The sequence below is a fragment of the Streptomyces sp. NBC_01257 genome, from assembly GCF_035917255.1.
GTDB lineage: Bacteria > Actinomycetota > Actinomycetes > Streptomycetales > Streptomycetaceae > Streptomyces.
Window position 1 is genome coordinate 6,344,768 of the sequence record NZ_CP108472.1, and the last position, 14,209, is coordinate 6,358,976.

The 14,209-nt window shown below is 71.8% G+C and carries 10 protein-coding genes; 7 read left to right on the forward strand and 3 right to left on the reverse strand.

Annotated elements, in window-relative coordinates:
• Positions 1-105: 105 nt before the first annotated feature.
• Together OG408_RS27785 and OG408_RS27790 are read right to left on the reverse strand one after the other, a co-directional pair.
• Positions 106-2,013 carry an ABC transporter ATP-binding protein gene (locus OG408_RS27785; RefSeq protein ID WP_326672575.1) on the reverse strand — a complete coding sequence of 636 codons (1,908 nt, stop codon included), beginning with the start codon at positions 2,011-2,013 and terminating at the stop codon, positions 106-108.
• A complete protein-coding gene (locus tag OG408_RS27790) occupies positions 2,010-3,881 on the reverse strand; it encodes an ABC transporter ATP-binding protein (protein ID WP_326672576.1) in 1,872 nt (623 codons plus the stop codon). The genes OG408_RS27785 and OG408_RS27790 overlap by 4 nt, the downstream gene beginning before the upstream one ends.
• 164 nt (positions 3,882-4,045) lie before the next feature.
• Here OG408_RS27790 and OG408_RS27795 point away from each other — a divergent pair, with 164 nt between their 5' ends.
• From OG408_RS27795 to OG408_RS27810, 4 genes are read left to right on the forward strand one after another with little or no spacing between them, the layout of a single operon-like run.
• Entirely contained in the window at positions 4,046-4,984 is a 939-nt protein-coding gene (locus OG408_RS27795; RefSeq protein WP_266783047.1) for an ABC transporter ATP-binding protein, read from the forward strand.
• A 1-nt stretch (position 4,985) separates the two neighbouring features.
• The gene (locus tag OG408_RS27800) at positions 4,986-5,768 is read left to right on the forward strand and encodes an ABC transporter permease (protein ID WP_285567021.1); all 783 of its coding nucleotides are present in this window, start codon (positions 4,986-4,988) and stop codon (positions 5,766-5,768) included.
• A gap of 55 nt (positions 5,769-5,823) precedes the next feature.
• Positions 5,824-7,074: a sensor histidine kinase gene (locus tag OG408_RS27805; RefSeq protein ID WP_326672579.1), complete on the forward strand. Its 1,251-nt coding sequence runs from the start codon at positions 5,824-5,826 to the stop codon at positions 7,072-7,074.
• Positions 7,075-7,113: 39 nt separating this feature from the next.
• Complete coding sequence (locus tag OG408_RS27810; RefSeq protein ID WP_266783053.1) at positions 7,114-7,764, forward strand: response regulator; 651 nt, start codon at positions 7,114-7,116, stop codon at positions 7,762-7,764.
• A 24-nt stretch (positions 7,765-7,788) separates the two neighbouring features.
• Here OG408_RS27810 and glgX read toward each other — a convergent pair whose 3' ends face one another.
• A complete protein-coding gene (gene glgX, locus OG408_RS27815; RefSeq protein WP_326672581.1) occupies positions 7,789-10,053 on the reverse strand; it encodes a glycogen debranching protein GlgX in 2,265 nt (754 codons plus the stop codon).
• A 153-nt stretch (positions 10,054-10,206) separates the two neighbouring features.
• Here glgX and OG408_RS27820 point away from each other — a divergent pair, with 153 nt between their 5' ends.
• The 3 genes from OG408_RS27820 (at position 10,207) to OG408_RS27830 (ending at position 13,978) form a co-directional block, all read left to right on the forward strand.
• On the forward strand, positions 10,207-11,439 hold the full coding sequence (locus OG408_RS27820) for a L,D-transpeptidase (RefSeq protein WP_326672582.1): 1,233 nt from the start codon (positions 10,207-10,209) through the stop codon (positions 11,437-11,439).
• 268 nt (positions 11,440-11,707) lie between these two features.
• Positions 11,708-12,961: a L,D-transpeptidase gene (locus OG408_RS27825; RefSeq protein ID WP_266783059.1), complete on the forward strand. Its 1,254-nt coding sequence runs from the start codon at positions 11,708-11,710 to the stop codon at positions 12,959-12,961.
• Between the two features lie 249 nt (positions 12,962-13,210).
• Positions 13,211-13,978, forward strand: coding sequence for an enoyl-CoA hydratase/isomerase family protein (locus OG408_RS27830; RefSeq protein WP_285567026.1), 768 nt, complete (start codon positions 13,211-13,213; stop codon positions 13,976-13,978).
• Positions 13,979-14,209 lie beyond the last annotated feature (231 nt).

Here is a 14,209-nt window from a genome sequence, read left to right on the forward strand (position 1 = left end):
TCGAGACGGCTCCGCACTGTGGCTCGATCCGCGCCATCGCACCTTCGGCGGGTAGCCCGCCCGGCCATGTGGCGGCGCCCCGGTGCGGCGCCGCCACGGTTCCCCTCAGGCCAGGCTCTCCCGCCACGCACGGTGCAGGCCGGCGAACCGGCCCGTGCCGCCGATCAGCTCCGCCGGGGCGCCGTCCTCCACGATCCGGCCGTGCTCCATCACCAGCACCCGGTCCGCGATCTCCACGGTCGACAGACGGTGGGCGATGACCACCGCGGTGCGGCCGTGCAGCACGGTGTCCATCGCCCGCTGCACCGCACGTTCACCGGGGATGTCCAGCGAGCTGGTCGCCTCGTCGAGGATCAGCACCGCCGGGTCGGCGAGCAGGGCGCGGGCGAAGGCGACCAACTGGCGCTGACCTGCCGAGATCCGGCCGCCCCGCTTGCGTACGTCCGTGTCGTACCCGTCGGGCAGACCGGCGATGAAGTCATGGGCGCCGATCGCCTTGGCGGCCTGCTCGATCTCCTCGCGCGTCGCGTCCGGGCTGCCGATCGCGATGTTCTCCGCGACCGTGCCGGAGAACAGGAAGGCCTCCTGGGTCACCATCACCACCCCGCGCCGCAGTTCGGGCGTGGCCAGGTCCCGCAGGTCGGCGCCGTCCAGCAGCACCCGGCCCTCGGTCGGGTCGTAGAACCGGGCCAGCAGCTTGGCCAGCGTCGACTTGCCCGCTCCCGTCGAACCGACCACGGCCACCGTCTGACCCGCGGGAACGGTCAGATCGAAGCGGGGCAGCACCTCACCGCCCGTGCGGTAGGCGAAGCTCACCCCGTCGAACACCACCGCGCGGCCCGGGTGCCCGCCCGTCAGCGGCGGCAGCTCCCGCGGCTCCACGGCCTCGGGGACGGTGGGCGTCTGGGCCAGCAGCCCGGCGATCTTCTCCAGCGAAGCGGCCGCCGACTGGTAGGAGTTGAGGAACATGGAGAGCCGGTCGATGGGGTCGTACAGCCGGCGCAGATACAGCACCACCGCGGCCAGCACCCCGAGGGCGAGACTCCCGGACGCGACCCGGTAGGCACCCCAGAGAACGATTCCGGCCACCGCGGTGTTGGCGACCAGCCGGGACCCGACGACGTAGCGCGCGTTCTCCAGCATCGCGTCGCCGTTCGTCCGCCGGTGCGCGTGGTTCAGCTTCCGGAACACCCCGTCGTTGACGGGCTCGCGGCGGAAGGCCTGGACGGGACGGATGCCGTTCATCGTCTCCGCGAACTTCACGATGACCGCGGCGATCGCCGTCGACCGCGCGGCGAAGACCACGGCGGCCCGGCGCTGGTAGAGCCGCACCAGCAGATACAGCGGCACGAAGGAGAGCACCGCGACGGCGCCGGTGCCGAAGTCCAGCCAGAGCAGCATCACGGAGATGGAGACGAAGGAGAGGACGACACCGATCAGCTCCTGCAGCCCCTCGCTGAGCAGCTCCCGCAGCGACTCCACATCGGTGGTGGACCGGGAGATCAGCCGCCCCGAGGTGTACCGCTCGTGGAAGTCCACGCTCAGCGCCTGCGCATGGCGGAAGATCCGGCCGCGCAGATCGAGCAGCACCTTCTGGTTGACCTGGGCGGAGGCCAGGATGAAGGCGTACTGCATGGCGCCCGCGGCCGCCGAGCAGAGCGCGTAGCCGAGCGCCACGGCGATCAGCGGCCCGTAGTCCTCGTCCCGGAACGCGGGCACCCCGCTGTCGATGGCGTACGCCACCAGCAACGGACCCGCCTGCACCGCGGCCTGCTGGACCAGCAGGAACAGCGCGGCCACCACCACCCGGCCCCGCATCGGCCGCAGCAGCGAGACGAGCAGGGCGCGGGTGGCGCCGCGCGGGGTGGGCAGGTCGTCGCGGTCGAAGGGGTCACCCGGCCGCCGGCCGGACGCACCGACCGCTGCCTCAGGGGCCTGGGCGGGCGTGGTCCCCGCGCCCGCGTCGTCGCTGTCGCCCGGCTCGGTGGGGCGTCCGGTCGTGGTGCTGGTCATCGGGTGCTGCTCTCCTCGGCAGGGGCGTGCACGCCCGGAAGGTCATCGGCCGACGCGCCCGGAAGGGGCACGCCGGTGGGCTCACCGCCGTCGGTGACGCCCGCGCCCGACATCAGCCAGGCGTACTCGGCGTTGCCGCGCAGCAGTTCCTGGTGGGTGCCGACCGCGACGATCCGGCCCTCCGAGAGCAGCGCCACCCGGTCCGCGAGCATCACGGTGGACGGCCGGTGCGCGACCACCACCGCCGTGGTCTCCTCCAGCACCCGCCGCAGCGCGGCCTCGACCAGCGTCTCCGTGTGCACGTCCAGCGCGGAGAGCGGGTCGTCGAGCACCAGGAAGCGGGGCCGGCCCACGACGGCCCTGGCCAGGGCGAGGCGCTGGCGCTGGCCGCCCGAGAGGCTCAGGCCCTGCTCGCCGACCTGGGTGTCCACGCCCTGCGGCAGATCGTGGACGAAGTCGGCCTGCGCGACCGACAGGGCCCGTAGCAGCTCCTCCTCGCCCGCGCCGTCCGAGCCCATCAGCACGTTCTCCCCGACACTCGCCGAGAAGAGCGTCGGCTCCTCGAACGCCACCGAGACCAGCTCCCGCAGCCGTTCGCGCGGCATGGCGGTGATGTCCTCGCCGTCCAGCGTGATCCGCCCGGACGTGGCGTCGTGCAGCCGGGGCACGAGGGCGGTGAGCGTGGTCTTCCCGGACCCGGTGGCCCCGACCAGGGCCATCGTCTCGCCGGGCCTGATCCGCAGGTCGATCCGGGCCAGGACGGGCACGGAACCGTCCTCCGCGTCGGGATAGCGGAACTCGACGCCCTCGAAGACCATGCCGCCCGCCTCGGGGAGTCCGGTGGCCGCGCCGTCGCCGGACACCGAGGTGTCCGCCTCCTCGGCCACGTCCATCACCTCGAAGAACCGCTCGGTCGCCGTCGCCGACTCCTGGCTCATCGCCAGCAGGAAGCCGATCGACTCGACCGGCCACCGCAGCGCCAGCGCCGTCGAGAGGAAGGCGACCAGCGTGCCCGCCGACAGACCGCCGTCCGCGACCTCGATCGTGCCGAGCACCAGCGCGGCGCCGATCGCGAGTTCGGGAATGGTCGTGATGAGGGCCCAGATGCCCGCGAGCAGCCGCGCCTTGGTGAGCTCCGTGGTCCGCAGCCGCTGGGAGAGCGCCCGGAAGGCGAGCGCCTGGCTGCGGTGCCGGCCGAAGCCCTTGATGATGCGGATGCCGAGGACGCTCTCCTCGACCACCGTCGTCAGATCGCCCACCTGGTCCTGGGCCGTGCGCGCCACCACCGCGTACTTCGTCTCGAAGACCGAGCAGATGATCACCAGTGGCACGACGGGGGCGAGCAGCACCAGGCCGAGCGTCCACTCCTGGAGCAGCAGGATCACGAATCCGATCAGGATCGTGGTGGCGTTGACCAGCAGGAACGTCAGCGGGAAGGCGAGGAACATCCGCACCAGCATCAGGTCCGTGGTCCCGCGCGACAGCAACTGGCCCGAGGGCCAGCGGTCGTGGAAGGCCACCGGCAGCCGTTGCAGGTGCCGGTAGAGGTCGGCCCGCATCGCCGCCTCGACCCCGGCCAGCGGACGCGCCACCATCCATCGGCGCACCCCGAACAGCACCGCCTCGGCGATCCCGAGCAGCAGCAGGAACAGCGCCCCGAGCCAGACCCCGTCCGGGTCCCGCCCCGCGACCGGACCGTCGACGATCCACTTCAGTACGAGCGGGATCACCAGGCCCAGACAGGAGGCGGCCACCGCGATCAGGGCGGCGCCGAACAGGCGGGTGCGTACCGGCTTCACATACGGCCACAGCCGCAGCAGGGAACGCGCGGCGGACCGGTCCTTGGGCTCTGCATGTTCTTCGGGCATCAGGGGCGAGCCTACGTTTCACCACTGACATCGTTCATGTGGTTTTCGCCTCCCCGGTGCCCGCTGCGGGCAGGGTCGTAGCCCGGCATCAACCGATCGGCCGATGCCGGTCCGAGCGCGATGGCGGATGCCGCCGGAAGCCCTCGGCGCGGATGCTCACAGGCATGGCAATCATCGAAGTGAACGGGGTGCGCAAGACCTACGCCGGCCGCCCCGTGGTCGACGGGGTGAGCCTCTCCGTCGAGGAGGGGGAGATCTTCGGGATCCTCGGCCCCAACGGTGCGGGCAAGACCACCACCGTCGAATGCGTCGAGGGGCTGCGGATCCCCGACGAGGGGACGGTCCGGGTCGCCGGGCTCGACCCCGTCGCCGACCACGACCGGGTGACGCTCCTGCTGGGCGCGCAGCTCCAGGAGAGCGAACTGCAGCCGAAGATGACGGTGCGCGAGGCGCTGGAGCTGTACAGCGCCTTCTACCCGAACCCGGCCGACTGGCGGCCGCTCGCCGAACGGCTCGGCCTGCACACCAGGCTGACCACCCGGTTCGCCCGGCTCTCCGGTGGCCAGAAGCAACGCCTGTCCATCGCCCTCGCCCTCGTCGGCAGTCCCCGCGTCGTCGTCCTCGACGAGCTGACCACCGGGCTGGACCCACGGGCCCGGCGCGACACCTGGCAGCTGATCGAGGAGGTACGGGACAGCGGCGTCACGGTCGTGCTGGTCACCCACTTCATGGAGGAGGCCCAGCGCCTCTGCGACCGGGTCGCGGTGATCGACCGGGGCCGGGTCGCCGCCCTCGACACCCCGTCCGGGCTGATCGCGCGTGCGGGCAGCTCCACCGCCATCACCTTCACCCCCTCCGAACCGCTGCCCGACGCCGAACTGGCCCGGCTGCCCGGTGTCGCCTCGTGCGAGAACAGGAACGGGCGCCTCGTCATCAACGGCACCGACGAAACCGTCAACGCCGTCATCTCCGTGCTGGCCAGGCTCCGCATCACCGCGCACCGGCTCCGTGTCGCCGAGGCCACCCTCGACGACGCCTTCCTCGACCTCACCGAGCACCCCGGCCCTGCGGAAGAGCGCGGCCTGACAGAACGGGCAGCCTGAGATGGCCACAGCGAACACCGCCCCCGCGCCCCGCACCGCATCCGCGGGACCGAAGCTCGCGGTCCTGAGGTCCGAGGCACGGCTCTTCCTCCGCGAACCCGGCAGCCTGTTCTGGATCCTCGTCTTCCCGGCCGCGCTCCTGACGGTCCTCGGACTGATCCCGTCCTTCCGCCACCCCGACGACGGACTCGGCGGCCGCCGAGTCATCGATCTGTACGTACCCGTGGCGGTGCTCCTCGCCATGATCATGGCCGGTCTCCAGGCGATGCCGCCCGTACTGACCGGCTACCGCGAACGCGGCATCCTGCGCCGCATGTCGACCACCCCGGTACGGCCATCCGCCCTGCTCGGCGCGCAGATCGCACTGCACGGCGGGGCGGCGCTCGGCTCCACCGTCCTGGTCACGGCCGTCGGCCGGATCGCCTTCGGAGTGCGGCTCCCCGGGCAGCCGTTCGGCTACCTCCTGGCGCTGCTGCTCGCCGTCGCCTGTGTGCTGGCCCTGGGCGCGCTGGTCTGCTCGGTCTCCCGCACCACCAGGATCTCGGCCGCGATCGGCTCCGTCGTCTACTTCGTGATGATGTTCACCGCGGGCGTCTGGGTGCCCGTGCAGACCATGCCCGGCACACTGCGCCGCATCGTCCAGGCCACCCCGTTCGGCGCGGCCTCCCAGGCACTGGACCGGGCCTCCTCCGGCGCCTGGCCGAACTGGGCGTACCTCGGGGTGATGGCGCTGTGGACCGTACTCGCGGCGGCGGCCGCGATCCGTACCTTCCGCTGGGAGTAGACGTCAGGGCGAGGCGGGGGAGACTTCTCCCATGGACACGGGGGAGGGGGAATCCATGACCGGTGTGACGACGGCCGAGGAGTGGTGGGAGCGGTTCTTCCGGCACGGACCGTACGGACTGCTCGCCCTGGGCGCCGTGGTCTCGGCGGTGACCAGCGGGTTCATCATGTCCCGCGCGGACGTGTACGCCGCGGCCGCGCTCCTGCCGGCGGCGCTCGGCCTCCAGCTCTGGTGGAGCCGCACCTCGGTCCGGCCCGGATCGCGGGCGGCGCAGGCCTACTTCGCCGTCCGCACACTGCTGGCCCTCGGACTCACCTGGTGCAACCCGTTCTTCTCGATCTACACCGTGCTCGGCTACTTCGACGCCGGCCGGGTGCTCCCCCGAGGCGGCATGCGGGCCGGGCTGCTGGTCACCGCGGTCATCATGGCCGGAGCGCAGTCGGGCAGCGGACTGCCGCCCACCACCCTCATGAACTGGGTCGTCTTCGCCATCCTGCTGGCCGTCCACGGCTCCCTCACCATGATCTTCGCCCAGATCGGCAACCGGGAGGCCGAGCAGACCCGTACCCAGACCGACACCATCACCGCCCTGGAGTCGGCCAACGCCCGTCTCGAACAGGCCCTGGCGGAGAACGCCGGACTGCACGCCCAACTCCTGGTGCAGGCCCGCGAGGCGGGCGTCGCCGACGAGCGGAGCCGGCTGGCCGCGGAGATCCACGACACCATCGCCCAGGGCCTGACCGGCATCATCGCCCAGCTCCAGGCCGTCACCTCCACGGCGGAGAAGGACCCCGCGCTCGCCCGGGACCACCTCGTGCGCGCCGCCGCCCTCGCCCGGCACAGCCTCGGCGAGGCGCGCCGCTCGGTGCACAACCTCGTGCCCACCGCGCTGGAACACGACGACCTGCCCGGCGCCCTGGAGAAAACGGTCACCAGCTGGTCGCAACGGACAGGCGTGCGCGCCGAGTTCACCGTGACCGGCACCGCCGAACCGCTGCACGACGAGGTCGGCGCCACCCTGCTGCGCATCGCCGAGGAGGCCCTCGCCAACGCGGACCGGCACGCCGCCGCGTCCCGGGCCGGCGTCACCCTCTCCTACATGGGCGACGAGATCTCGCTCGACGTACGGGACGACGGCCGCGGCTTCGACCCGGCCGGGCTGCCGCCCTACCGGGGCGCGGGCGGCTTCGGCCTCGGCGGCATGCGGGCCCGGGCCGAACGCATCGCGGGCACCGTCGAGGTGGAGACCGGCCCCGGTCTCGGCACCGCGGTCTGCGCCCGGGTCCCGATGGTCCGTCACGACTGAGACACCGCACGGCAGCGCGGCACAGTACGGTGGACCGCCATGGACCGGGAACCCGCGCGCGTCATCACACTGATCGTCGTCGACGACCACCCCGTCGTACGGGACGGACTGCGCGGCATGTTCGAGTCGGCCGGCGAGTTCCGGGTGCTCGGCGAAGCGGCCGACGGGGTCGAGGGCGTCGACATGGCCGTCCGGCTCGACCCGGATGTCGTCCTCATGGACCTGCGGATGCCCGGCGGCGGCGGTGTCGCGGCGATCACCGAACTGGCCCGGCGCGGCGCCCGCTCCAAGGTCCTGGTCCTCACCACGTACGACACCGACTCCGACACGCTGCCCGCGATCGAGGCGGGCGCCACCGGCTACCTGCTCAAGGACGCGCCCCGCGACGAGCTGTTCACCGCCGTACGCGCCGCCGCCGACGGCCGCACGGTCCTGTCACCGGCGGTCGCCTCCCGGCTGATCTCCCGCGTACGCACCCCGGCCGCGCCCGGCAACGAACAGCTGTCCGCCCGCGAGCGCGAGGTGCTCGGGCTCGTCGCCCGGGGGACGCCGAACCGCGAGATCGCCGCCGAGCTGTTCATCAGCGAGGCGACCGTGAAGACCCACCTCACCCATGTCTTCGCCAAGCTGGGCGCCAAGGACCGCGCGGCGGCCGTCGCGGTGGCCTACGAACGCGGCATCCTCGGCTGACCGCCTCCCGGCCCCCGTCCCGCGTCAGGACCTCACCCGCAGCAGCAGGACCGACCGCGCCGGCACCGTGAGCGATGCGTCGCCCCGGTGGACCGTGCCGGGCGCGGCGGACTGGTCCTCCAGCGAGGTGTCCAGGACCAGTTCGTAGGCGTCCGCCCACGGCGGACCCGGCAGCAGGAAGTCCGCCGGCCGGTCCCCGGCGTGCAGGACCGCCAGGAAGCTGTCGTCGGTCACCTGCTCGCCCCGCGCGTCCCGGCCCGGGATGTCCCGCCCGGAGAGGTAGAGCCCGACCGTCGCCGCCGGCGCGTACCAGTCCTCCTCCGTCATCTCCGCCCCCTGCCGGGTGAACCACGCCAGGTCCCGCAGCCCGTCCGGGGCCTGCGCCCGCCCGGAGAAGAACGCCCGGCGGCGCAGCACCGGATGGGTGTGGCGCAGCTCCAGCACCCGGGCCGTCAGCTCGGTCAGCTCCCGCCACTGCGGCTGCTCCAGGAGCGACCAGTCCAGCCAGCTGACCTCGTTGTCCTGGCAGTAGGCGTTGTTGTTGCCGCCCTGGGTGCGGCCCATCTCGTCGCCCGCGACGAGCATCGGCACACCGGTCGACAGCAGCAGCGTGGTGAGGAGGTTGCGCAGCTGGCGGCGGCGCAGCGCGTTGACCGTGCCGTCGTCGGTCTCGCCCTCGGCGCCGCAGTTCCAGGCCCGGTTGTCCGACGTCCCGTCCCGGTTGCCCTCGCCGTTGGCCTCGTTGTGCTTCTGCTCGTAACTCACCAGGTCGCGCAGGGTGAACCCGTCGTGCGCCGTGATGAAGTTGACGGAGGCGTACGGGCGGCGGCCGCCCCACGCGTACAGATCGCTCGACCCGGTCAGCCGGTAGCCGAGATCCCGTACGTCGGGCAGCGCACCGCGCCAGAAGTCGCGGACGGCGTCTCGGTAGCGGTCGTTCCACTCCGTCCACAGCGGCGGGAAGGCCCCCACCTGATAGCCGCCGTTGCCGACGTCCCACGGCTCGGCGATCAGCTTCACCCGGCGCAGCACCGGGTCCTGGGCGATCACCGCGAGGAACGGGGACAGCATGTCGACGTCGTGCATCGAGCGGGCGAGCGCCGCCGCCAGGTCGAAACGGAATCCGTCGACCCCCATCTCCGTCACCCAGTACCGCAGCGAGTCCGTGATCAGCCGCAGCACGTTCGGCTGCACCACGTGCAGGGTGTTGCCGCACCCCGTGTAGTCCGCGTATCTGCGGGCGTCCGACTGGAGCCGGTAGTAGCCGCGGTTGTCGATGCCCCGCAGCGACAGCATCGGGCCCAGCTCGCCCGCCTCCGCGGTGTGATTGTAGACGACGTCGAGGATCACCTCGATGCCCGCGTCGTGCAGGGCGCGGACCATCCGCTTGAACTCGCCGACCTGCTGGCCGGCCGTGCCGCTCGCGGAGTATCCGGCGTGCGGGGCGAAGTAGCCGATCGAGTTGTAGCCCCAGTAGTTGTGCAGCCCGCGCCGCAGCAGATGGTCCTCGTGGGCGAACTGGTGCACCGGCAGCAGCTCCACGGCCGTCACCCCGAGGCGCTTCAGATGGCCGATGGCCGCGGGGTGCGCGAGCCCTGCATAGGTGCCGCGCAGCTCCTCGGGGATTCCCGGGTGGCGTGCGGTGAAGCCGCGCACGTGCAGCTCGTAGATGACGGAGTCCGCCCAGGGCGTCTTGGGGCGGCGGTCCTCGGCCCAGTCGTCGTCATCGTGGACGACCACTCCCTTGGGGACGTACGGAGCGGAGTCCCGTTCGTCGCGCACGGTGTCGGCCACCTGCTGCTGGGGCCAGTCCCTCACATGGCCGTACACCTCCGCCGGAAGGGTGAAATCGCCGTCCACGGCCCTGGCGTACGGATCGAGCAGCAGCTTCGCCGCGTTCCACCGGGCGCCCGTCCACGGATCCCAGCGGCCGTGCACCCGGTAGCCGTACCGCCGGCCCGGCCGCACCCCGGGCACGAAGCCGTGCCAGACCTCGTGGGTCAGCTCGGTCAGCGCGAGCCGCGTCTCCGTGCCGTCCTCGTCGAAGAGACAGAGCTCGACGGCCTCCGCCCCGCCGGCCCAGAGGGCGAAATTGGTGCCCGCGACCCCGTCGGGGCCCACCCGGAAGCGGGCTCCCAGCGGCATCGGGGCCCCCGGCCACACGGCGGGCGGCCGCTGTGCCGGCTCGGCGGACCGCCCGGTTCCGGCGGCGGGCGCCCGCTCCACCGCGGACCCGGCCGGTCGCGTCTCCGTCTTCGGCACTGCCTCCTGCTCGGCTGCGCTCGACACCTGCTCGCCTCCCGCGGCTCGTGGGACCGGCACCGAAAGGGGGGCGCGCGGCGTCCCGGCCGCGGCTCCCCGAGTGTGGTCGTCCCCTCTGTTCTGCCCACGACGGGGCCCGCACTCACGTTTCCCCCGGCCCGCCCCCGTCGTTGGGGGGACGTGAACCACGTAGCGAAGAAGGCAGGGGCGAGCCCGGCGACCGTGAAGGCCCGGTCGGGACTGCTCGCCGTACTGGCCGTACTGGCTGTTCTGACCGGCTGCTCGGGTACGGATTCGATCATCGGCGGGAAACCCCGCTCCCCGCAGCAGGCCATCCGGATCACCCCGCGGGACGGGGCCGAGGACATCGGGCCGGACGGCCGGGTGGAGGTGAAGGTGCCCGACGGGCGGCTGGAGAGCGTGCGGGTGATGCGGATCGAGGACGCCCAGCAGCAGGAGGTGCGGGGCCTGATCGCCGAGGACGGGCTGTCCTGGTCGCCGCAGGGGACGTCCGGCCGGCTCGGACTCGCCGCCAAGTACAGCGTCGACGCGGTGGCGGTGGACGGCTCGGGCCACCGCTCGGCCCGCCACACCACCTTCACGACGGTGGTCCCCGAGCACCGCTTCATCGGCTACTTCAAACCGGAGAACCGGTCGACGGTCGGCACCGGCATGATCGTCTCCTTCGCGTTCAACCGGCCCGTCACCCGCCGGGCGGCCGTGCAGCGGGCCATCCGGGTGACGGCCGATCCGGCGGTCGAGGTGGCGGGGCACTGGTTCGGCGACAAGCGCCTGGACTTCCGTCCCGCCGCGTACTGGCAGCCGGGCACCGAGGTGACCGTCGAGGTCGGGCTGCGTGACGTGGAGGGCGCGCCCGGGGTGTTCGGCAGCCAGCGCAAGACGGTCAGGTTCACCATCGGCCGGGAGCAGGTGTCCCGGGTGGACTCGGCGGCGCACACGATGGAGGTGCGCCGGGACGGGCAGCTGGTCTCCACCGTCCCGATCACCGCGGGTTCCCCGACGACGACCACGTACAACGGGAGGATGGTCGTCAGTGAGATGCACGAGGTGACGCGGATGGACGGCCGGACCGTCGGCTTCGGCGGCGAGTACGACATCAAGGACGTCCCGCACGCGATCCGGCTCACCGAGTCCGGCACCTTCCTGCACGGCAACTACTGGTCGGACGAGGACATCTTCGGCTCGACCAACGTCAGCCACGGCTGCATCGGGCTGCGGGACGTGCAGGGCGGCAGCGGCTCCACCCCGGCCGGCTGGTTCTTCGACCGGACGCTCATCGGGGACGTCGTCGAGGTCGTCAACTCCAAGGACAAGAAGGTCGCGCCGGACAACGGGCTGGGCGGCTGGAACCTGGACTGGAAGGCGTGGAAGGCGGGTTCCGCACTCCGCTGACACCCGGGGGCGCACTCCGGCGCGTACGGACGGCGCGGCCGCAACGGCCGCGCCGTCCGCCGTACCGGGGTCCGCGACGGCCGCACCGCCTGCGACCAGGTGAACTCCTGGGACCAGTTGGGACGGAACGGTGACATTACGGAGGAGATCTGCCCGCAGTCGGTGTGATTATCTTTCGCTGAGCGCGCACGTGTAGCGCGCGGGGGCGGGAGCCTGCACGCTCCCAGGGTCTTGGCGGGGCCAGGCCGTGCGAGGGGAGACGACCACATTGAACGGGCAGCCGATATCGGGGGCATCGGCCGGGGCCGACAGCAGGAGGCGGGGGCGTGGGGCCACCGGTCTGCTGGCTCTGGTGCTGGGTGCGCTGCTGTTGCTGGTGACGGCATGCGGCGGGGGCGACACCGACGGCGGGAGCAAGGGCGGCAAGGCCGCCGGGGCGAGGACCGACGACACCGCGGCCTCGCAGGCCGTCGTGAACATCGTGCCGAAGGACGGGGCCGACTCGGTCGCGACGAGCGGTGCGCTGAAGATCTCGGCCGAGCAGGGGAAGCTGGCCACGGTCAAGGTCTCGGACCCCAAGGGTGCCGAGGTCGAGGGGAAGATCGCGGCGGACGGCGCGAGCTGGGAGCCGGACCAGCATCTGGCCTCGGCCACCAAGTACAAGGTCCACGCGGTCGCCAAGGACACCAAGGGCCGTGAGTCGGCGAAGGACACCACCTTCACCACGCTGGTCCCGAAGAACACCTTCATCGGGCAGTACACCCCGGAGGACGGTTCCACGGTCGGCGTCGGCATGCCGGTCTCGATCCACTTCACCCGGGGCATCACCGACCCGGAGGCCGTCGAGAAGGCCATCAAGGTGACGGCCGAGCCCGCGGTCGAGATCGCGGGCCACTGGTTCGGCAACGACCGCCTGGACTTCCGGCCCGAGGACTACTGGGCCGCGGGCACCAAGGTGACCGTCAAGCTCAACCTCGACGGGGTGGAGGGACGCCCCGGGGTCTACGGCAAACAGGCCAAGACCGTGTCGTTCACGATCGGCCGCCGGCAGGTCAGCACCGTCGACGCGAGTTCGCACCGGATGAAGGTCGTCCGCGACGGCAGGCAGATCAAGGACATCCCGATCTCGGCGGGCGCCCCGGCCACCACCACGTACAACGGCCAGATGGTCATCAGCGAGAAGCTCCGGGTGACCCGGATGAACGGCGACACCGTCGGCTTCGGCGGCGAGTACGACATCAAGGACGTGCCGCACGCGATGCGTCTGTCCACGTCGGGCACGTTCATCCACGGCAACTACTGGGGCGGATCGGGCATCTTCGGCACCACCAACACCAGCCACGGCTGTGTCGGTCTGCAGGACGCGCGCGGTGCCGGTGACCCGAGCACCCCGGCTGCATGGTTCTTCAACAGTTCCCTGATCGGCGACGTCGTGATCGTCAAGAACTCCCACGACAGCACGATCCCGCCGGACAACGGCCTCAACGGCTGGAACATGTCCTGGTCGGAGTGGACCAAGTAGGTCCCACCCGTACGGAACAGGTAAGGGCCCGGTGCTGTGACCAACAGCACCGGGCCCCCGTGCGTTAGCGCCGGTTGAGACCGACCGGCAAGCGGGGGGCGGCGTCGCGGGGCTGGGCACGCGCATCTGCGGCGTTGTCGTCAATCAACAACGCTCCGCGTTGCCTCAATCCTCCGCCTTGCAGCTGCACGCGCCCAGCCCCGCTCCTTCTTCCGCCCCCCGCTTGCCGGTCGGTCTAACCTGCCTTCCATGACCGTAACCCTCGAAGTAAGCGGCGGCGTCGGCACGATCCGGCTGGACCGGCCGCCGATGAACGCCCTGGACGTCGCCACCCAGGACCGGCTGCGCGAGCTCGCCGAAGAGGCGTCGGGGCGCGACGACGTGCGTGCCGTGGTGCTCTACGGCGGCGAGAAGGTGTTCGCGGCCGGCGCGGACATCAAGGAGATGCAGGCGATGGACCACCCGGCGATGGTCGTCCGGTCCAAGGCCCTGCAGGACTCCTTCACCGCGGTGGCCAGGATCCCCAAGCCCGTCGTCGCGGCCGTCACCGGCTACGCGCTCGGCGGCGGCTGCGAGCTGGCCCTCTGCGCGGACTTCCGGATCGCCGGGGACAACGCGAAGCTGGGGCAGCCCGAGATCATGCTCGGGCTGATCCCCGGCGCGGGCGGCACCCAGCGCCTGGCACGTCTGGTGGGCCCCGCCAAGGCCAAGGACCTGATCTTCACCGGCCGCCATGTGAAGGCCGAGGAGGCCCTCGCCATGGGGCTGGTGGACCGAGTGGTGCCCGCCGCCGAGGTGTACGAGCAGGCGCACGCCTGGGCGGCGAAGCTGGCGAAGGGGCCGGCGCTCGCACTGCGCGCCGCCAAGGAGGCCGTCGACGCCGGACTGGAGACGGACATCGACACCGGACTCACGATCGAGCGGACCTGGTTCGCCGGACTCTTCGCCACCGAGGACCGCGAGCGCGGTATGCGCAGCTTTGTGGAAGAGGGTCCGGGCAAGGCCAAGTTCCTCTGACCGAACGACAGTTGGGAACGGCTACCGGAGCGTTCATCCGTGCGGGCGGATTAGCTGAGCCTTAAGGCAACCTTAAGGCTCGGCGTCCCGTCCGCACGGGCAAACCCGTTCGGGTGCGATGTCCGTGCAGGTCAGCGGGGGTGTCAGCAGGGGCATTCTGCCAGCGGCATATGCCTGAAGCCCCCTGCGGAATGATTGATTCCGGGTCGGGGATTCCTCGGGAACGGCCCC

Coding starts and splice junctions, on each gene's coding strand:
- OG408_RS27785 (WP_326672575.1), bottom strand. CDS start 2,013: ATGACCAGCACCACGACCGGACGCCCCACCGAGCCGGGCGACAGCGAC.
- OG408_RS27790 (WP_326672576.1), bottom strand. CDS start 3,881: ATGCCCGAAGAACATGCAGAGCCCAAGGACCGGTCCGCCGCGCGTTCC.
- OG408_RS27795 (WP_266783047.1), top strand. CDS start 4,046: ATGGCAATCATCGAAGTGAACGGGGTGCGCAAGACCTACGCCGGCCGC.
- OG408_RS27800 (WP_285567021.1), top strand. CDS start 4,986: ATGGCCACAGCGAACACCGCCCCCGCGCCCCGCACCGCATCCGCGGGA.
- OG408_RS27805 (WP_326672579.1), top strand. CDS start 5,824: ATGACCGGTGTGACGACGGCCGAGGAGTGGTGGGAGCGGTTCTTCCGG.
- OG408_RS27810 (WP_266783053.1), top strand. CDS start 7,114: ATGGACCGGGAACCCGCGCGCGTCATCACACTGATCGTCGTCGACGAC.
- OG408_RS27830 (WP_285567026.1), top strand. CDS start 13,211: ATGACCGTAACCCTCGAAGTAAGCGGCGGCGTCGGCACGATCCGGCTG.